Origin of the sequence: Streptomyces sp. S07_1.15, from assembly GCF_020739505.1 — a bacterium.
GTDB classification, from domain to species: domain Bacteria; phylum Actinomycetota; class Actinomycetes; order Streptomycetales; family Streptomycetaceae; genus Streptomyces; species Streptomyces xinghaiensis.
This window is the reverse complement of sequence record NZ_JAJBZK010000001.1, coordinates 1,612,810-1,630,732: the sequence shown is the minus strand read 5'-3', so window position 1 is coordinate 1,630,732 and position 17,923 is coordinate 1,612,810. Positions and strand designations below refer to the sequence as shown.

The following is a 17,923-nucleotide window of genomic DNA, read 5'->3' as shown; positions in this document are numbered from 1 at the left end:
CTTCTGGGGGCGGTCGAGGACGGTCGGCCCGGGGCGCCGGAAGGGAGTTGCCTTGCCGCAGCGACGTCTGGTCACGGGCCGCAGCCGGGAGCCGCGTCAGCGGTTCGCCGAGGAACTGCGGCAGTTACGGGCCGGCAAGGGCGTCAGCCTCCGCCAGCTCGGCGAACGGCTGGGCTGGGACTGGTCGTTGTTTGGAAAAATGGAGAAGGGCGAGACGCTGGGCGGCCCGGAGGTCGTCCAAGCCCTGGACACGTACTTCGGGACGCCGGGGATGCTGCTCGCCCTGTGGGAGCTGGCGCGGGCGGACCACACCCAATTTCGCGAGCAGTACCGGCGCTACATGGAGCTGGAGGCGGAGGCCACCAGCCTGTGGCACTTCGCGGTGAGCGTGCTGCCGGGGCTGTTGCAGACGCCCGGGTACGCGCGGGAACTCCTGGCGGCCGGTGGGCTCAGGGGCGATGAACTGGAGCACCAGGTCGACGCCCGTATGGGGCGGAGGGAACTGCTGGACGGCGAGGAACCGCCGCCGTTCCGGTCGATGATCTCCGAAGCGGTCCTCCGCGCACCACTGCGTGACGTAGGCGAATGGCGCGCGCAACTTGAGCATCTGCTGGCGATGGGGGACCGGCTGGACGTGACGTTCCAAGTGCTGCCGCTCAGTGTCGGGCCGCATGGCTTGATGAACGCCACCGTCATGTTCCTGCGCTTGCCCGACGGACGTACTGTGGCGTACACGGAGAACGGCTACCGGGGTGAACTGATCGAAGAAACCTGCCCCGTTGATCGTCTGCAGCGTGCGTACGATGCAGTGCGCGACTTGGCCCTGACCCCCGTCGAGTCGCGGAAGTTTGTCCTGCGTCTGTTGGAGGAGACACCGTGCGATCCCTCGACCTGACCGTGGCTACGTGGCGCAAGAGCAGCTACAGCAACCAGGACGGAGGCGAATGCGTGGAGGTTTCCGACGACTTCGTCGATGCCGTGCCCGTCCGTGACAGCAAGAACCCGACCGGTCCGGTGCTCGTGTTCCCGCTGGGCGGCTGGACTCCGTTCATAGCCGCTGTCAAGGGCGGTGGTCCGGGAGCCTGAGCCGTGAATGTCGGCGGCTCCGGAGATGGTCCGCGTACGAGAGCTGTTGCCGTACCCCGACTGCGTCTTCTTGGGTTCGTCCATGGCGCCGACTTGGCCCCGGCCGTGTTCCCGGGGGCTGTTCGGGAGTGAGGCACTGAACTGCCAGTGGCCACACGCTGGTTCCGGGGCAACTGTGAGCACGACTCACGTCGATGGGTATCGGCTTCTTGCTGATCGCGTTCCCGCCCACCGTCTTGCCGGACGGGGAGAGGCCCGGCGGTCCTCGTCGTGGTGGGGGCGAGGGGTCACTCGGCGGCGGATGGCTTTCTACTGACCGTGGAAACGTCGGTCTATCAGTTCCTTTATCAGCTGCCGTTCACGATCAGAAGCCGGTGATCTTTCGAAGGTCCCTGCGGAGACGCGATAGATGCAATCGATCCCGTATCGATGGAGCAAGGAGAGTTCCCTGCGTTCCGGCCGGTCAGGCAGCAAGACCGCGAGCCGGTCCACCGGTCGTGGACTGTACGGCGCGTAGTCCAGCAACTGAGAAACGGCCTCTCGCACATAGGAGTGTCCGGCCGAGCTCTTGGCTTCAATGATCTCGACGTCACCGTCCCCTTCGGCGTAGATGTCGCATACTCCGACAGGACAGTAGAAGCGGCTCGTGGCCTGCTTGAGTGTGGCGCAGAATTCCATGACCAGCGGTTGTTCTTCTCGCCTGTACAGAGTCGCCCCTCCCGCTGAGACAAAACTGACCAGCGGGGTCTGATGCCTCTCCAGCCCGGCTCGGACTGTGCGCGAACTCGGCGGCTCTTCCGTACCAAGCTGCTCGAGGACGGTTCTCGTCGTTATCCCCAGGCCATCGACGACACGTTGCGCCTTACTGCCGTGCACAACCAACTGCCCCGGGAATCCGTAGTTCTCGGAGTAATTGAGCAGCTTGGCGAGTGTCTCGTAAGGGATCGAAGCCGGTGTGAAGTCGCGCAAACTGTAGACGGTCTTCCAGCTCCTGCCGCCGGGGCCGGGTGGCCACAGAGCGTCCGCGAAGGTGTTGTTGGCGAATATTGCGCCGACTTCCCCCACGGCCAGAACCCTTTTCATGCCAGTGAACAACGCCACATCGCCGGTGCACACCTTGGACATCGCCGTGTCGTGCGCAGAGGTGGCGCCCCAGAAACGCGCCGCGCCCGCGGGGTGGAGACCGAGAAGTTGCTCGAGTTGACTCGCAGACAGATGGCGCTTCAGCGACCCCTCCTCGAAAGCAACTTCCTTTTCAAGGGTGTCCCGCCAGTGCCTGCGCGACTCCGCACTGCCGTATGCAGGACACACCAGCACCCGAACCTCAGGCCCCTTGCCCGATATGTCATGAGAGAGGTCAGCTGTAGCCACGTGGGGATCGTACTCGTAAGGCCGATCATCCTACGATCAAACCGGACGCATGGTTGCCCGGACTTGTGGCGGAGATCCGCGCTCCTTTGGGGTTCAACTGACCTGGGACGGCCGGCCCGATTGGTCCCGCCCTCCGGCGAGCCCTGGCACCCGCCCGCTGTCTGCGAGCTCGCCGCTGGGGAGGAGGGCGCCAGGTCGTCTCCATGCCGTGCCAGGCCAAGCGCTCGGTTTCTTCGCTGGGCCGAGGCCCAGAGCGCGGCGCTCTTCACGCTCGGCGAGCTGCGTGGCCCCTGGAGCACAGCGGGTCCGTCGGCCATCTCGGCGGCGGAAGCGATCTGGTCCGGCCAGTGGCTCGATGGTCTCCGTGCGCGGCTCCCGTAGCGGTTCGCTTCACCCCGTCACGAAGGTCGTCATGCTTCGGGCGGGAAGCGTGCCCGTGAAGGAGCGGTTCGACATGGTGATCCCGCCCTGCGGGGCGAGGGTTCTGCCGGCGTCCGTCAGCCAGGACGACACGCTGGACGCGGTGGCGTTCGTCAGGGTGAACGTCTGACTCACCTGCGAGGCACCCTTGTTGACGGCGACGATGACCACCTTGGAGCCACCGCCCGTGTACGCGGACGTGTAGACGTTCGGCTGGGGGTTCGCGGCGGTATTGATCCGCACATACCCCGGGCGGACGAATTTCGAGAAGTGCGCCATGCAGGCGCCGCGCTTGCTGATGCGGCCGTCCTCCCTCATGGGGCCGTAGCCGCGCCGGATGTACCACCACACGTACGCCTGGAACTCGGCGTCCACCAGAGCCCGGTGGACGTGTTCTCCCACGTCGAGCGCCTGGGGCCAGAGGTCCGCCGAATCGCTGCTGTTGGGGTGGTAGACCTCGGTCATCCACAGTTCCTTGCCGGCACCCCTCTCCCTGAAGAGGGGATAGGGGAAGTTCTGGGGCGGTGTTCCGTAGAGGTGAGCCCCGAGAATGTCCAGGTTGGCGAGTGCCTGGGGGTCGTTGAGGATCGGGTCCGAGAAGCTCTTCACATACTGGAACGACTCCGGGGCGATGACCTTGGTGCCGATCGAGGCGGCGTTCTCCCGGAGGAACCGGATCATCTCGTTCGGGGTCCACCACGTCCAGTCCTGGGCGTAATCGGGCTCGTTCTGCACCGATATCGCATACAGGTCCACGCCGTTGTCCGCCATGAACCCGGAGAAGTCGTTCAGGTGCTGCGCATAGGCGCCGTACATGTCATGGCGGAGCCGCCTCGCGTTGGTCTGGTTGCCGCGGACGAAGGTCTCGGTCATGTGCGCGGGGGGATTCCACGGCGACGCGATGACGGTCGCCCCGTGCTCGGCGGCGCGCTTCGCCGTTTCCACCTCGCGGCTCCAGTCGGCCCGGTTCTCGTGGACGGGGATTCTCAGCACGGAGAACCCCAGCTGTCCCTCGCCGTTGCCGAACGCCGTGTCCCGCTGGGCGGGTGTCAGATCGCTGATCCAGGCCGTGTGGTTCATGCCGCCGAAGCCCCGGATCGTCTGCCGCGCCGCGGAGGGGTCGACGATCACGTCAGCGGCCGGTGCGGTCGCCGCGGCCGGTGTTCCGGACGCTCCCGCGGCCGGCGGGGCCGCCGCGAGGAGCGGAAGGGCGCCCATCGCCGCCAGAACAGACCTCCGGCTCGGAGATTCCGGCCCGCTGGCCGTGGACTCATCCCGGCGTAACGTCATGATTCCTCCTGAACCGATGTAGTGGTCCGTGCCGTTCGGGTCTTCCAGTGCGGTCGACGTCGTTCCCCGAAACTCCTCGCCCCTGTTATGGCGGGGGGCGGGGGTGTGTGACGGTATTGCCCCGAGTGCCTTTCTCTGTCTTGCACCGCACCCCCCTCTTGGGAGCGCTCCCATATGTAGCCGTGATCACGGAATGTGTCTTCATGGCGGTGGTGAACGCAGATGCTGCCTCGGTCTGCCTTGCGAAGTGCAGGAAAGCGCGGACCGGCTACCGGAGGGCGTCGATGGTTCGATATTGCGAACGGTGCGCGAGATTCCGGATCGCTGGCACGGTAACGGCCCAACTCCCGACCGTCAACCCATCCTTGAGCGCTTTGCGCTCGCCGCCCCGGGACCGTCGGCACTCCAGGCCCCGGCGTCCGCACGCAGGGAAGGACTGCGAACGAGCACGGCCGAAGGGCGGGGGACACCGGTTCGGGAACGTAATCCTCCGGAGCCGCTACCGCGGGAGTCGCAGATCCGTGCAGCCGTGCCGGTCCGCCGACCGCTTGGCGAACTCGGTGAGTGCCGGCAGGCCGAAGGTCTCCTCGCGGGTTTCGTTCTCCCGGTCCGGGTGGTACTCCACGCTCGCCTCCGGAGGGACGGACACGGAGAAGTGAGCACGAGCCGGGTCACCGGGGCAGTGGGCGGTCGCCCACATCGAGTACTCCGACCGCCCTGCCTCCCCGTACGTCTCCTGCTTCTGCCGCGTGCGTTCCGCGAAGGGGCCGAAGTCGGCCGCGAGGACGTATGGGGTGTTGAAGGGGCCCAACTCGCCGCTGACTTCGCAACGCTCACTGACCGCCGAAGCACTCGCCGGTGTTTCCGTCACCGTGTCGAACCGCTTGTCGCGGGCGAACGGCAGACCGGCGCACGTGCCTTCGGCCCGCCCGGTGACCCGTGGCCCCGCCGGAGCCGGTAGTTCCCTGACGCGTGCGCCCTTCTCGACAGCGCAGTTCCAGCGGTCGGCGGCCTTGACGACGGTGGCGGTGGCGAACCGCACCCACTCCTCGTCCATACCGAACCAGCCGTCCTCGGGCCGTTCACGATGGTCACTGGGAAAATACGGGGAGATGGTGACGGCGACTGCCGCATCGCCACCCCGGCAGTCGGACACGACCCGGATCGAATGCCCGTTGGTCACTCCCCGCCAGCCGCCCGGCAGGGGAACCGGCAGCCGATCGCCCTTCAACGGCAGCAGCACTCTGTCCAGGTTCAGGGTGCGGAGGTCGTCCCGGGTCACGCGGACGACCGTCACCTCTGTGAGACCGAGCATGCAGCGGTGCGCTTCAGGCCCGTACCGTTGGTCCAACCGCAGGTCGGTCTCGTGCCACAACCCGTCGTACAGCTCGCTCCGCTCGTGGGCGAGAAGGCCGCCGCAGTACGTCTTCATCGCCTTCTCGAAACGCCAGCGGGCCGCCGTTCCGCTCTCGCGCCACCAGATCCAGGACGCCACCAGGGACAGGGCGACGACCGCCGCCGTCCATGACATCCACCGCACCGTCCCGGCCCGCGCCACACCGCCCCCGTTGGCTCGTTTGTCGTGCCCCTGCCCGTCAAGTGACGCTATCAAGACGGGGCTTCACCCTGCCGACGCCGAACCGGCTCCAAGCCGGGCAACGGCCCGGAGGGGCGCGTATGGGGGCGCGACCGGGCCCCGCCGATCCCCACCCCGGCAGGGTGAGGCACATCCCGGCGGCGGTGCGCATACTCGACCCCATGAACAAGCACGGGCACCTCGCCGAGTTCCTCCAGGCACGCCGGAGCCAACTGCGCCCCGATGACGTCGGGTTGCGGACGTACGGCGAGCGGCGCCGGGTGCCGGGGCTGCGGCGCGAGGAACTGGCGATGCTCGCGGGCATCAGCGCGCCCTACTACGCCCGCCTGGAGCAGGGCCAGTCGCGGAACGCCTCGCGTGAGGTGCTCGACGCCATAGCGAGCGCCCTGCGCCTGGACGAGTCCGAGCGTGCCCATCTGCACGACCTCGCCCGCGCACCGAAACGGCGCAGAGCCGCGGCCCGGCCGCGGGCCGAGCGCATCACCCCGGCGACCAGCGCCCTGCTGGCGGCCATCGAGGGCACACCCGCCATCGTCCTGGGCCGTCGCAGCGATGTCCTGGCCTGGAACAGCCAAGGTCACGCGCTGTTCGCCGGCCATCTCGATCGGGACAGCCCCAACACACCGGCCCGGCGGCCGAACATGGCCAGGCTGGTGTTCCTCGACGCGCACACCCGCGAGCTGTACGCCGACTGGCCCGCCAAGGCCAGGGCCGTGGTCGGCAATCTGCGCCTGACAGCCGGCCGGTACCCGGACGATCCCCTCCTGACCGGGCTCATCGGCGAACTGACCATGCGGAGCCCGGAGTTCGCCACGATGTGGGCCGATCACCGGGTCCGTATCTGCGATGCCGCCGACTTCGAGATGCGCCATCCCCTGGTCGGGGCACTGACCGTCACCCAGCAGACACTCCAGAGCCCGCAGGGCAACGGTCCGTCCCTGGTGGTGGCCACGGCCACCCCCGGCTCCCCCTCCGCGGAAGCCCTCGCCCTGCTCGCCCACGGCACCGCACCACCGGAAGCGGCCCGGCCCCGCCGGGACGCCGAATCCCGCACCGCCTGACCTGAACCACCTGTACCCGCACCGCCTGACCCGCACCGCCTGACGCGAGCCACTTCTCCCGGTACGCCTCCAGACCACGGCGCCACACCGCGGCTGCCGCCTGCCCGAAAACAGTGAAGGAACCCGGCCGCGGCAACGAGGTCCTCGCCGGCCTCAACGCCCCCGGCAAGAGCGTGCGCATCCGGCCCACAGCACTGCCACCACGGTCCCGGACACCGGCCACGGGCCGCGGAACCCCACCTCCGTCGCGCTGCGCGGCAAGGACATGTCCGTGCTCAGCGCCGCCCGCACCATCGCGACCCGTCCCAACCCGCTGCGTGCCCGCCGGAGCGGCCACCGGTGGGATCCGTCCACGACACGATACGAACACAGGAGCACACACCATGAGTGACATGACGCTCGGCGCCGTCGAGGTGACCCGGGTCGAGGAGCTGCACGGCCCGGTCGGCATGACCCCGGACGTGTTCTTCCCGGGCTCGCCGAAGGAGCAGTGGGACGAACACCGGCCCGTGCTCGTCCCGGACTTCCTCAACGACGAGACCGGGATCTGCGAGGTTGCCGTGCAGACGTGGGTGCTGCGCAGCGAAGGCAAAACCATTCTGGTCGACACCGGGGTCGGCAACCACAAGGAACGCCCCTACGCACCGGTCTGGGGCCACCTGGAGCTCGACTTCCTCGGCAACCTCGAGCGGGCAGGCGTGCGCCCCGACGATGTCGACATCGTCGTCAACACCCACCTGCACGTCGACCACGTCGGCTGGAACACCCGCCTGGAGAACCGGACCTGGGTGCCCACCTTCCGCAACGCCACGTACCTGATGCCCAAGGCCGACTTCGAGTTCTGGAACCCGGCCAACAATCCGGAGATCGCCGGCGGGGTCAACCAGAACGTCTTCGAGGACAGCGTCGCGCCGGTACACGCCGCCGGCCAGGTCCTGCTCTGGGAATCCGGTCACGAGATCGACGCCAGCCTGCGTCTTCAGGCCACACCGGGCCACACACCGGGATCGAGCGTCGTCATGCTGGCCTCCGGCTCCGAGCGCGCGGTCTTCGTCGGCGACCTGATGCACTCCCCCTTCCAAGTCATGCGGCCGGAGCACAACAGCTGCTTCTGCGAGGACGCACCGGCGGCCCGCAGGACCCGTCAGGAGATCCTCGGCTGGGCCGCCGACAGCAACGCGCTCGTCCTGCCCGCCCACTTCGCGGGACACGGCGCGCTGGAGGTGGAACGCAGCGGCGGCTCGTTCGGCATCAAGCGGTGGGCCCCGTTCGACCGGCTCTGACCTCCCGTTGGCCCACCGCCACGGCCCGGTGCCGTGACGGTGGGCCAGGCGCAGCAGCGGACAGGGCAGCAGCAGACACGGCAGAGGCACCCGGAAAGGCACCACTGTGAACCACGCGAAGCCCCACCACCCCCACCCGGACCCCGACCCCGTCGTGACCACGGCGCAGGGAGCGGTCCGCGGCCTGCGCCTGGACAGCGCCATCGCCTTCCTGAACATCCCTTACGCCGCCCCTCCTCTCGGCGCCGGCCGCTTCGCGGCGCCGCAGCCGCATGCGTCCTGGGACGGCGTACGAGACGCCACCGTGCCCGGGCCCAACGCGCCGCAGTCCGAGCGCAAGCTCGGCAGTGTCGACATGTCCCCCTACTTCGGCGCCGGTTGGAGCCGCGGGGAGGACTTCCTCACCGTCAACGTCTGGACACCCGAAGCCGCGGGCGGCCACAGCGGCAACCGCGGCCGCGGGCACCGGCCCGTCATGGTCTTCGTCCACGGCGGCGGGTTCGTCGCCGGATCGACGCGGTCCGCGCTGTACGACGGTTCCGGCTTCGCCCGCGACGGTGTCGTCCTCGTCACCCTGAACTACCGCCTCGGCATCGCCGGGTTCCTCGACATCCCCGGGGCGCCCGCCAACCGCGGCCTGCTCGATGTCGTCGCCGCGCTGCGCTGGGTCCGGGACAACATCGCCGCCTTCGGCGGTGATCCGCGCAACGTCACCCTCTTCGGCCAGTCGGCCGGGGCCACCATCGTCGGCGGCGTCCTCGCCACCCCCGAGGCCACGGGCCTCTTCCACCGGGCGATCGTCCAGAGCGGCAGCGGCCTGGGGGCGTTCACGGCCGAACAGGCCGCCCGCGTCACCCGGGCGGCGGCCGGGGCCCTGGGCATCGAGCCCCACGCCGACGCCTTCGCGGGCATCTCCGACGAGCGTCTGGTCGAGGCGGCCAACCGGCTCCCTGGCATCGACCTGCGGACCGAGACGCACCGCGACCCCCTGATCGGGCTCAGCCCCTTCAGTCTCGTCCTCGGCACACAGCCCGCCGAATCCGTCGCCGCCGGCCTCGGTGCCGACGTCGACCTGCTCATCGGGACCAACACTGAGGAGGGAAACCTCTACCTGGCCCCCGTGGGCGCGTACTCCACCTCGACCGCCGAGGACGTATACGCGGCGGCGGCCCGCTCGCACCCGGATCCGGCGCGGCTCGTCGAGACGTACCGGAAGGCCCGCCCCGGGGCGTCCTTCGGCGAGCTGCGGTCCGCCATCATGGGCGACGCCGCGTTCGGCGCGGGGAGTTGGGCACTGGCCGGTGCTCACGCCACCCACCCCCGATCCGCCACCTACGCCTACGAGTTCGCGTGGCGCTCCCACGCCCTGGACGGAGAGCTCGGCGCCGCCCACGCGGTGGAGCTGCCCTTCGTCTTCGATCTGGCGCATCTTCCGCAGCTGCACGGACCGGGCGGCCTGCTCGGCCCCGGCAAGCCCCCCGCGGATCTCGCCGCCCGGGTGCACGAGGCGTGGATCCGGTTCGCGGGAACGGGCAACCCCGGCTGGGACCGATACGACGGCGAGCGCCGGGCCACGATGCGCATCGACGCGCGGTGGACCCGGGCCGACGACCCCCGCGGCCGGGAACGACGGGCCTGGATCTGACCGACGGCGTAGGCACTTCGGGCATTCCGGATATCGAGGTGCCGGAACATGATGATCCAATTGAAACGATCTCTTCGGTCGGCTCCTTCCGCTTGCGCGCCACCCACACTTCTCGGTCAGGGCTCGGTCGCGCCAGCGCACGGGACTTGGCAAGCGCACCGACTTGCTCGCGTTCGTGGTCTGGACCATTCCGGATCTCATCGCGCCCAGATGAACATTTCGAACAGCGTTGACACGCGAAAGGCTCACTTGTTCGGATGAAGGTACTCCGAGCGACACGTGTGTCACACCTTGTGACCACCGACTCGGTACCAACAGGAGGGGAACGTCTTGAAGCGCACGCTCTTCACCGCCCTTGGCTCCGCCGCCCTGCTCAGCGCCGCCGCGCTCGCTGCCCCGGCTGCGGGCGCCGCTGAATCGGGTGCTCAGGCCGCCTACTTCACCATCTACCAGCACGACAACAAGGGCGGTGGCTGGTGCAACTTCACTCGTGACGACAGCAGCCTCGCCAACAACTACTGGACCAACGCCTCCGGCGCCTGCAACGACGGTGCCAGCTCCATGAGGAACAACCTCAGCCGCGACGTCGTGCTCTACCAGACGAGCGGCTACGCCGGCGACAACTACTTCGCGAGGAAGAACTCGGAGGACAACGACTTCTCGAACAACAACTTCGACAACAAGGCCAGCTCTGTCGATGTCCGCTGAGCCGAGAACGGCTGAGTGAAAATGCGCGTATGGATGCCGGCCCGGAGGGGCTGGCATCCATACGCATGCTTCGCACCTGGGAGAGGGATGAAAAAAGAAATACTTGCCAGGGTTGTCGCGCTCGGCGGTGCGTTCCTTATCGCTGGGTGCAGTGAGGCGGATAACAGCGATGGCGCCACATCTGCTGCACCCGAGCCCACCGAGCAGGTGAAGTCCCTCATCCTCCCATTTGATGAGTACGAACTGAGTCCCAGCGAGTACAACATGTCGCAGAACGCGACGGATCTCGTCATTCAGAAATGTATGAGGAGTAAAGGCCTGGACTGGACCGTTGTTGAGCGCCCAACTCGCACTCTGGACCTTACGAACAGGAGGCGATACGGAGTCATTGAGATCGAGGTGGCTCAGGCATACGGATACCACGCCCCTATCGAACTGCGCGACCCCGACGGAACCAAGAGGTCAGAAGATAGAAGATGGAAGAAACTTACCGAAGAACAGCAGAAGGCTGCCCTCGGGCAAGGTGATAACGAAGGGAGCTGCAATGCGCTTGCCACTGAGCAGCTCGATGATTCCAGAATGGACTACTCCCTCTTCAATGAGCTGAGCTCAAAGTACCTGAAGCAAGCCCAGGAAGATCCCCGGGTGGAGGCATCCATGAAAGCGTGGTCTGAATGCATGAAGGAGAGGGGGAAGGAATATGCCACGCCGTATGACGCGATAAATGACAAGAAATGGTGGAAGGATGAGGAGCGTCAGATCGGTAGCAAGGAAGAGATGGATACCGCGGTTCGTGATGTGCAATGTAAAGAAAAAGTCGGCCTGATCGATAAATGGTACGCAGAAGAAAAAAGGCTGGAGGAGGGTGCGATCGCGCGGAACGCGGAGTATTTCAGGAAACTCAAGGAGGCGAAAATGACCCACCTGGTTGCCGTGAAGAACGTACTTGATGAATCACACTGATACAGTGAGTTTTCTCGGCGAAGTCCATCGCCATGTGTTGTTGAGGACGAGGGCGGTTTGGGCGACGGCGCCGATGCGGCTGGGGCTGGGGCGGGCTGAGCTCTTTTCAACTGTCGGGTTGGAAGGGCCGTTTGGCTGACAGACGGGCGAAGTCCCCGGTGGACGGGTGTTGACGTGTCCAGTTCTGCGCTGCGCTTCCTGTCCGTCAAGCTCCGTCAGCGCCGCCGGGAAAGCATCCTCCAAGGCGTTCGTGCTGCTGGACGGGACCCTGCTGCCGATCGACCGGATCGCCGCGGACCGTCCCCACTACTCGGGGTGCTCATGGTGACTGCCCACCGCCTCTCCTCCTGATCAGGGGCAAGGCAACGGCGCGGTAGAGCATCGCCGGCCCCCGGCGCGTGAACACCGGGGGCCGGGCTGCGGCGCCGGGGCTACCGCTCCTTCGGCTCGTCGCCTCCGTAGGAGCGGCGGGCCGCGTCGGCGGCCTTGTCGGTCTGGGCGTCGTACTTGTCGCCCGTCCGCTCATCAATCATGCGCTCGGACCTCTCGACGCCCTTGTCGGCCTGGTCCGGGTGGCTCTTCGCCGCCTGCTTGGCCTTCTTCGCCATATCGCCCAGTTTCCCCATGGGACACCTCCCGGGGTCTCGCGTACGTCGTGCCAAACCTTCGGGTACCCGCCGGATCCCGTACCTCACCTCCGAGTTTCCGCAGGTGGCACGAGCCGCCGAACGGGGAGAGCCCTGCCGGTCCGCAGGGACCGGCAGGGCTCTCGGGTACGGACGGACGGCCGTCAGACGCTCTGCTCCGACGAGGCCAGCCCGACGAAGCCCGTCCATGCCTCACGCGAGACGCGGATGACGGGGCCGGCCGCGTCCTTGGAGTCCCGGACGTGCACAACTCCCGTACCAGCGGCCACCTCCACGCACTGACCACCCTCGGTTCCGCTGTAGCTGCTCTTGAACCAGGCGAGGTCGGATGCGGTGGCCGAGCACTCAGCGTTGTTCATAGCGATCCCAGCAACCCTTCGATGAGTTCCAGCGACTCTCGGGGAGTGAGAGCCTGGGATCGGATAATCCCATAGCGGGCAGCGGCGAGGACCGTTTGCTCCGGATCGGTTTCCAAGGTGCTGGTGGCGTGGGCCTCGGAGTACACGAACTTCTTGCCGTCCTTGCGCGTGACCACGGTGAAGGGCCCGTTCACGCCCGCGTTGTCCTCGCAGTCGAGCGGCATGACCTGGATCTCGACGTTGCGCTGCCCTCCGATCAGCAGAAGGTGTTCCAGCTGTCCCCGGAGCACCGCGTTGCCGCCGTAGCGATGCCGCAGCACGGCCTCGTCCATCACGAAACTCAGCAGTGGCGCGGGCCGCCGGTCGAAGATGGCCTGCCGGGCCAGCCGCGCGGTCACCCGCTGATCGATGGTCTCCTGGTCCAGGGTCGGGCGCCGCATGGCGAGCAGCGCCCTCATGTACTCCTCGGTTTGGAGCAGCCCGTTGACGACGTGCGTGTCGTACATGAGCAGTTCGACGCACTCCTTCTCCAGCGCCGCCATTCCTTGGAAGAACACCGGGTACTGCGCCCGCTCCATCTGCTCTTTCCACACGGTCAGCAGCCCGCCCGCCGCCAGTACCTCGTCCGCCCGCTCGATCGTCCGGGACGACGGAATCCTCCGCCCCTGTTCGAAGGCCGCGACGCTGGAGGCCGTGTAGCCCAACTGCTGTCCGAACTCAGCGCGTTCCATGCCGGTCCGCAGGCGCAGCATCTTCATGCTCCGCCCGAAGGCGACGACCACCCCTTGGCCGGACCTGTCCGCGGCCCGCGGAGCCGCGCCGTCGTCGTTGTCCCAGCCGTCCCCGACATGCACCGGTGCCTCGTCGACCGCCATCCCAGTTCCCCGCCTTCATGTCCGTACGCCAGTCGCGCCAGTTGGCTGTTCTGCCTTCCTGGCTCAACGCGGACGTCGGGGCGCCGTCACGCCGCTCGCCGCGTACCCGTATCGGCGTCGCGCGTACAGACGGCCATTGACGGCGGTTACCGGGTTGCGTTGTGATCGATCGCGCTGCGCGGGTAGCCCCGGGCCACACGCTCAGCTCAACGGCCACGAGCACATGCCGGGCCGGGCTGGAGGGATGGGCGGAGGGAAGCTCGGGTCTCCGGGCTGTCAGTCCGCCCGGCGGCCCGTCCACGGGGCGGTCGGCTGGAGTACGGCCTCGGTCAGGGCCCGGCTGCGCAGGTCCGTGACCTGCTGGTACTCCGCGTCCGCGACCATGCGGCTGAAGACTTCGCGGCTGGGGTAGCGGACCAGCAGGACCGCGTCCCACGCCTGGCCCTCCTCGGCGACCAGCGGCGTGGTGCCGTCGCCGGCGTAGAGCAGCTCGGCTCCGTAGCGTTCCAGGAACTTCTGCGTCCGCCGGGCGTACTCGGCGTACGAGGAGCGGCCGTCCTCGGTGAACCGCAGCAGGTTGAGCATGACGACGGGGCCGCCCGGGTCCTCCGCCACCATCCGTGCGAGGTCGGCTCCCGAGGGATCGATGGCCATCCGGCTTCCCCTTCTCGTCGTCTCGTCGGGGGCGGTTCCCGCCGTCGAAGCGGCTCGGGGGACCGCCCGCGCTTCCGCGGTGTCCTGGCGCCGCAGCAGCTTAACCGGATATGCCGATCATAGATACCGCCCGGTCGGTTTCAGGGGCCGGATGCATCCTGTTCCGAGGTGCCTGGCGCCGCCGGGTTCCCCACGTACGGGGGCTGCCCGGCTCGGCGCTCGTACAGCCCGTACAGGGTTCCGCTCGCGAGCTGCCGTTCGTCCACCGCGGAGTGGACTTCGCCGGTGGTCGCGCCGTCGCGGAGGGAGACCGGGCCGGGGAGGGCGTAGAGGCGGAAGAAGTAGCGGTGGGCCCGGTCGCCGGGCGGGGGGTACGGGCCTCCCCAGCCCCGGTCCCCGAAGCCGTTCGTCAGGGGCGTGCCGCCCGCGGGTGTCTGTCCGGCCTCGACGCCGCCCGAGGCCGGGTCGATGCCGGTGACCAGCCAGTGGAGGAACGTGCCCCTCGGCGCGTCCGGGTCCTCGCAGAGCAGGAGGAGTTCCGCCGCCTCCTGCGGCACCCCGGACCAGCTCAGCGGGGGAGAGAGGTTGTCGCCGTCCCGGGCGTACGTGCGCGGGATGAAGGACTCGCCGCTGAAGGCGGTACTGCGGAGTTCGATATCGGCCATGCGGCGGCGAGTACCCGTCTGCGGGTCGGATGTGCACGGAACATGTCATATGTCCGCCCTGTGCCGCTTCGGGTGCGGCCGGGGGTGGGCCGGAACAGACTGGAACGGGTGGGCCCCGTCGGGCCCGGGCCGTTACGGCCCCCTACGACACGGCGAGAGGGCGAGCATGAAGAAGAACGAGGAGCGCAAGGCGGCGTACCTGCGGGAGAGCGGGCGCAAGGACGTCACCCCGCGCCAGCGGCGGCGCCTGAAGAAGAAGGCCGGGCAGGGCAAGGAATGAGCGCCGGCCCCGAGGCCGATCGGCCGGTACCCCGGCTGCCGTAGCAGCCGGGGCCGAGCCGGAGCCCCCGCGCGGGCCCGTTGTCCCAAGCCGGACCCGCGCGGAGAACCGGGTGGCGCGGAGCCGCCGCGCCCCGTTCCCGGAACGAGGCGGCTGCCCGCGCCAGGGCTGCTGACGCCGTACGGACGGCGGCGGCCCCGGACCTCCCCGGGCGGCCACCGCCGGTCCTGGACATCAGCTTGGACGGAGCGGAGGGCCCTCGCAACGGATGCAGCCGCTGCGAAGCCTGAGCCAAGCGCCACATAACCGGCCCTTAACGACCGGCTGCCGGACGGGCCCTCCTCGCGCCGGGACCCGCCCCGCCGGCCCTCATCGCACGCGGTCCGGGGCCCGGCCCGGCCGCGCCGTGCGCCGCGGCCCTGAGCGGCCGACTGGCCGGGTGGCCGGGTGGCCGTTACCCGGGGCAGCGGTCCCGGTAGGCGAGCAGCAGCGGGTCGGTCTCGGTCCGCTTGCCGTCGGTGGCCCAGATCTCGGCGGTGTAGTCACCGGCCGGGGCCGGCGCGAGCTTCATCCAGACGAAGGAGTTGACCGTCAGAGCGTTGCGGTCGTCGGGGTCCCGGAAGTTCGAACCGGGGGCGATGGTCTCGTTGTACGGGCTGGAGGAGCCGGGAGGCAGGTCGCGCACCCCGGTCGTGATCGGGCTCGACCAGCTTCCGGCCACCGGGGAGAAGGCGTAGGTGAGGGACCATCCGGACTGCGCGTCGACGCATATCCGCTGCTGGTCGGCTTCCAGTGTCCATGTCGGCGCCGAGGCGGAAGCCGGGGCGCCGCTGACGAGCGTCAGCGTGAGAGCCGAGAAGAGGCCGAGCGATAACCCGATTCCGCGAGGGCTTGTCTTCTTCATCGATACCTCCTGGTTGGGGGCGTGGAGGTGCTTGCGGCGGCACGACGTGCCTTCCGGCCGACTTCGCCGACCGGCCGCTGTCAACGAGTCTCACGCACGTGACAGCCCGCGAACAGGGTGATATTTGCGTTTTCAATAACTGTCTTGATCTCGTCATCCGGTGTCCGGTGAAGGCCGTCCCGCGCCCCCGCGTCCCCGGGCCCTCGCGCCTCCGGCGGCCCCCGTCCCTCCGGCCCGGAGCCGCCCCGGGCCGGGCAGGCGCACCCCGCCCGCCGCCGTCACCGCCAGCGCGCCGAGCAGCGCGAGGACGGCGGCCGGGGCGAGCACCGCCCACGGGGCGCGCTCCGCGTACGGCTGGTTCTCGGCCAGCAGCAGGCCCCACTCGGGGGACGGGGGCTGGGCGCCCAGCCCGAGGAAACCGAGGGCCGCCAGGCTCAGCGCGATGCCCGGCAGCCGGAGCAGCGCGTGGCGGACCACGGACGGCAGGACGGCCGGCAGCAGCACGCGGGCGAGCAGGTACCCGGGTCCGGCGCCGAGCGCGCGGGTGGCCGCCAGATGCGTGGCGGCCCGTTCCTGGCGCAGCAGGGCGGACGTGTGGGCGGCGAGCGGGGACCAGGCGACGACGGCCACGGCCAGCGCCGGGGTCCACGGGCCGCCGCCCGCGATCCCGGTGACGAGCAGACCGGCCAGGACGGGCGGCACGGCGTTGACGGTGTCGGCCACCGGCCCGGACAGCCGCGGCAGCAGCCCCAGCAGCACTCCGGCCGCGAGGGCGGCGGCGCTCACCGCGACGGCCGTGCCGAGGGTGGTCAGCGCGCCGTGCGCGGTCCGGGCCAGGATGTCGCGCCCGAGGGCGTCGGTGCCGAACGGGTGGGTCGCGGACGGGGGTTGGAGGCGCGCGGTGGTGTCCAGCGCGAACGGGTCGTGCGGCAGGCCGAGGCCGATGACGGCGAGGAGCGCCGCACCGTACAGCAGCGGCAGGGCGCGGGGCGCGGACGCGGACGCGGCCGGACGGTGCAGGGTGTGCAGGGCGCCGCCGCGCAGGGCGGGCCCGATGAGCAGCCGGGTTCCGAGCCGGGCCAGGGCACCGGCGGCGGCCGCGAGCAGGACCAGGGCGAGCACACCGGTCTGCAGGACGGGCAGGTCCTGGGCGAGGGCGGCGCGCAGCGTCAGCCGGCCGAGCCCCGGGATGTCGAAGACCTGTTCCACGGCGACGGACCCTGCGGTCAGGCCGACCACGAACAGCCCCGCGTTGGGCAGCAGTCCGGGCAGGCAGCGCCGCACCGTCTGCCGGGCCACGGACCCCGGGGGAATGCCGCGCGCGGCGGCGGCACGGGCCCACGGCTCGGCGAACGCGGCGGGCAGCAGATCGTCCAGCATCCGCCCGAGAACCGCCCCGGCGGGGAGGCCCAGGGCGAGCGAGGGCAGCACCATCCACCGCGGGCCGTACCAGCCCAGAGCGGGTAGCCAGCCGAGTCGCACCCCGACCACCGAGGCCAGTACGGACGCGACGAGGAACTCGGGCAGGGCGGCGAGCACGGCGGGACCGGTGCCGCCGATACGGCCCGCGCCGCCCGCCCCGCCCGTGTCACTGGTGCGGCCCGCACCGCCGCCCGCACTGCCGCCCGCACCCGCACCGCAGTCCGTGCCGGGACCGCGCCCGCCGAGCCGGCGCCGCGAGCCGAGCCACACCGTCCGCGCGCACACCGCGGCGGCCGTGGCCACGGCGACCGCGAGGGCGCCGACCATCAGCAGCAGCGAGACCCCGAGCGCCTGCGCGACGGCGGGCAGTACCTCCGCACCGGAGACCCAGGAGCGGCCCGCGTCCCCGTGCGGCAGCCCGCCCAGCCAGCGCCCGAGCAACATCAACGGTCCGTCATCGAGGCCGAGTTCGTCGCGGATGGCGCGCAGCGTCCCGGGGTCCGGGTCGCGTTCCGCCGAGCGCGCCCTGAGCACGGTCAGCGCGGGGTCGGTGCGCGCCAGCCAGGGGAGCAGCCCGATCGCGCACACCAGGGCCGCCATGAGCACGGCGCGCCACAGCAGGGACGGACCGCCGCCCCGCGCCAGGGCGCGCAGGACGGCGGGTATGCCCCCGGTGCGGCCGGCAGGGCCGGC

17 protein-coding genes and 1 pseudogene are annotated in these 17,923 nt (G+C 69.5%); 8 read left to right on the top strand and 10 right to left on the bottom strand.

Going from position 1 to position 17,923, the window contains the following annotated elements:
- Positions 1 to 52: 52 nt before the first annotated feature.
- Both LIX60_RS06865 and LIX60_RS06860 read left to right on the top strand, forming a co-directional pair.
- Positions 53 to 895: a helix-turn-helix transcriptional regulator gene (locus tag LIX60_RS06865; protein ID WP_227957665.1), complete on the top strand. Its 843-nt coding sequence runs from the start codon at positions 53 to 55 to the stop codon at positions 893 to 895.
- Positions 877 to 1,086 carry a DUF397 domain-containing protein gene (locus LIX60_RS06860; RefSeq protein WP_227957664.1) on the top strand — a complete coding sequence of 70 codons (210 nt, stop codon included), beginning with the start codon at positions 877 to 879 and terminating at the stop codon, positions 1,084 to 1,086. The genes LIX60_RS06865 and LIX60_RS06860 overlap by 19 nt, the downstream gene beginning before the upstream one ends.
- A 309-nt stretch (positions 1,087 to 1,395) precedes the next feature.
- On the opposite strand, the gene LIX60_RS06855 is transcribed toward LIX60_RS06860, so the two are convergent.
- The 3 genes from LIX60_RS06855 to LIX60_RS06845 form a co-directional block, all read right to left on the bottom strand.
- A complete protein-coding gene (locus LIX60_RS06855) occupies positions 1,396 to 2,457 on the bottom strand; it encodes a hypothetical protein (protein ID WP_227957663.1) in 1,062 nt (353 codons plus the stop codon).
- A 390-nt stretch (positions 2,458 to 2,847) separates the two neighbouring features.
- Positions 2,848 to 4,095: a glycoside hydrolase family 30 beta sandwich domain-containing protein gene (locus LIX60_RS06850; protein WP_374117816.1), complete on the bottom strand. Its 1,248-nt coding sequence runs from the start codon at positions 4,093 to 4,095 to the stop codon at positions 2,848 to 2,850.
- Positions 4,096 to 4,666: 571 nt separating this feature from the next.
- The gene (locus LIX60_RS06845) at positions 4,667 to 5,698 is read right to left on the bottom strand and encodes a hypothetical protein (RefSeq protein ID WP_227957661.1); all 1,032 of its coding nucleotides are present in this window, start codon (positions 5,696 to 5,698) and stop codon (positions 4,667 to 4,669) included.
- A gap of 227 nt (positions 5,699 to 5,925) precedes the next feature.
- On the opposite strand from LIX60_RS06845, the gene LIX60_RS06840 reads away from it, so the two are divergent.
- The 6 genes and pseudogenes from LIX60_RS06840 to LIX60_RS06815 all read left to right on the top strand — a co-directional run.
- A complete protein-coding gene (locus tag LIX60_RS06840) occupies positions 5,926 to 6,825 on the top strand; it encodes a helix-turn-helix domain-containing protein (protein WP_227957660.1) in 900 nt (299 codons plus the stop codon).
- Between the two features lie 383 nt (positions 6,826 to 7,208).
- Positions 7,209 to 8,108 carry an MBL fold metallo-hydrolase gene (locus LIX60_RS06835; protein ID WP_227957659.1) on the top strand — a complete coding sequence of 300 codons (900 nt, stop codon included), beginning with the start codon at positions 7,209 to 7,211 and terminating at the stop codon, positions 8,106 to 8,108.
- Between the two features lie 106 nt (positions 8,109 to 8,214).
- Complete coding sequence (locus tag LIX60_RS06830; RefSeq protein WP_227957658.1) at positions 8,215 to 9,753, top strand: carboxylesterase/lipase family protein; 1,539 nt, start codon at positions 8,215 to 8,217, stop codon at positions 9,751 to 9,753.
- Positions 9,754 to 10,083: 330 nt separating this feature from the next.
- A complete protein-coding gene (locus tag LIX60_RS06825; RefSeq protein WP_227957657.1) occupies positions 10,084 to 10,461 on the top strand; it encodes a peptidase inhibitor family I36 protein in 378 nt (125 codons plus the stop codon).
- 87 nt (positions 10,462 to 10,548) lie between these two features.
- Positions 10,549 to 11,424, top strand: coding sequence for a hypothetical protein (locus LIX60_RS06820; protein WP_227957656.1), 876 nt, complete (start codon positions 10,549 to 10,551; stop codon positions 11,422 to 11,424).
- Between the two features lie 226 nt (positions 11,425 to 11,650).
- Positions 11,651 to 11,740: pseudogene (locus LIX60_RS06815) on the top strand (IS5/IS1182 family transposase); the annotation flags it as partial.
- A 115-nt stretch (positions 11,741 to 11,855) separates the two neighbouring features.
- Here the strand turns inward: LIX60_RS06815 and LIX60_RS06810 are convergent.
- The 7 genes from LIX60_RS06810 to LIX60_RS06780 all read right to left on the bottom strand — a co-directional run bounded on the left by LIX60_RS06810 (position 11,856) and on the right by LIX60_RS06780 (position 17,830).
- Complete coding sequence (locus tag LIX60_RS06810) at positions 11,856 to 12,050, bottom strand: antitoxin (protein ID WP_227957655.1); 195 nt, start codon at positions 12,048 to 12,050, stop codon at positions 11,856 to 11,858.
- Positions 12,051 to 12,214: 164 nt separating this feature from the next.
- Entirely contained in the window at positions 12,215 to 12,430 is a 216-nt protein-coding gene (locus LIX60_RS06805) for a DUF397 domain-containing protein (protein ID WP_227957654.1), read from the bottom strand.
- Positions 12,427 to 13,305 carry a helix-turn-helix transcriptional regulator gene (locus LIX60_RS06800; protein WP_227957653.1) on the bottom strand — a complete coding sequence of 293 codons (879 nt, stop codon included), beginning with the start codon at positions 13,303 to 13,305 and terminating at the stop codon, positions 12,427 to 12,429. The genes LIX60_RS06805 and LIX60_RS06800 overlap by 4 nt, the downstream gene beginning before the upstream one ends.
- 276 nt (positions 13,306 to 13,581) lie before the next feature.
- Positions 13,582 to 13,959, bottom strand: a complete 378-nt coding sequence (locus tag LIX60_RS06795) for a DUF1330 domain-containing protein (RefSeq protein ID WP_227957652.1) — start codon at positions 13,957 to 13,959, stop codon at positions 13,582 to 13,584.
- Positions 13,960 to 14,099: 140 nt separating this feature from the next.
- On the bottom strand, positions 14,100 to 14,624 hold the full coding sequence (locus LIX60_RS06790; RefSeq protein WP_308101107.1) for a YbhB/YbcL family Raf kinase inhibitor-like protein: 525 nt from the start codon (positions 14,622 to 14,624) through the stop codon (positions 14,100 to 14,102).
- 734 nt (positions 14,625 to 15,358) lie between these two features.
- The gene (locus LIX60_RS06785; RefSeq protein ID WP_227957651.1) at positions 15,359 to 15,808 is read right to left on the bottom strand and encodes a DUF5980 family protein; all 450 of its coding nucleotides are present in this window, start codon (positions 15,806 to 15,808) and stop codon (positions 15,359 to 15,361) included.
- A gap of 153 nt (positions 15,809 to 15,961) precedes the next feature.
- Entirely contained in the window at positions 15,962 to 17,830 is a 1,869-nt protein-coding gene (locus LIX60_RS06780; RefSeq protein WP_227957650.1) for an ABC transporter permease subunit, read from the bottom strand.
- Positions 17,831 to 17,923 lie beyond the last annotated feature (93 nt).

What these genes read in the sequence shown, in the direction of transcription:
- LIX60_RS06850 (WP_374117816.1), bottom strand. Translation starts at nt 4,095, where the DNA reads ATGGGCGCCCTTCCGCTCCTCGCGGCGGCCCCGCCGGCCGCGGGAGCG.
- LIX60_RS06845 (WP_227957661.1), bottom strand. Translation starts at nt 5,698, where the DNA reads ATGTCATGGACGGCGGCGGTCGTCGCCCTGTCCCTGGTGGCGTCCTGG.
- LIX60_RS06840 (WP_227957660.1), top strand. Translation starts at nt 5,926, where the DNA reads ATGAACAAGCACGGGCACCTCGCCGAGTTCCTCCAGGCACGCCGGAGC.
- LIX60_RS06835 (WP_227957659.1), top strand. Translation starts at nt 7,209, where the DNA reads ATGAGTGACATGACGCTCGGCGCCGTCGAGGTGACCCGGGTCGAGGAG.
- LIX60_RS06820 (WP_227957656.1), top strand. Translation starts at nt 10,549, where the DNA reads ATGAAAAAAGAAATACTTGCCAGGGTTGTCGCGCTCGGCGGTGCGTTC.
- LIX60_RS06810 (WP_227957655.1), bottom strand. Translation starts at nt 12,050, where the DNA reads ATGGGGAAACTGGGCGATATGGCGAAGAAGGCCAAGCAGGCGGCGAAG.
- LIX60_RS06805 (WP_227957654.1), bottom strand. Translation starts at nt 12,430, where the DNA reads ATGAACAACGCTGAGTGCTCGGCCACCGCATCCGACCTCGCCTGGTTC.
- LIX60_RS06800 (WP_227957653.1), bottom strand. Translation starts at nt 13,305, where the DNA reads ATGGCGGTCGACGAGGCACCGGTGCATGTCGGGGACGGCTGGGACAAC.
- LIX60_RS06795 (WP_227957652.1), bottom strand. Translation starts at nt 13,959, where the DNA reads ATGGCCATCGATCCCTCGGGAGCCGACCTCGCACGGATGGTGGCGGAG.
- LIX60_RS06790 (WP_308101107.1), bottom strand. Translation starts at nt 14,624, where the DNA reads ATGGCCGATATCGAACTCCGCAGTACCGCCTTCAGCGGCGAGTCCTTC.
- LIX60_RS06785 (WP_227957651.1), bottom strand. Translation starts at nt 15,808, where the DNA reads ATGAAGAAGACAAGCCCTCGCGGAATCGGGTTATCGCTCGGCCTCTTC.
- LIX60_RS06780 (WP_227957650.1), bottom strand. Translation starts at nt 17,830, where the DNA reads ATGGCGGCCCTGGTGTGCGCGATCGGGCTGCTCCCCTGGCTGGCGCGC.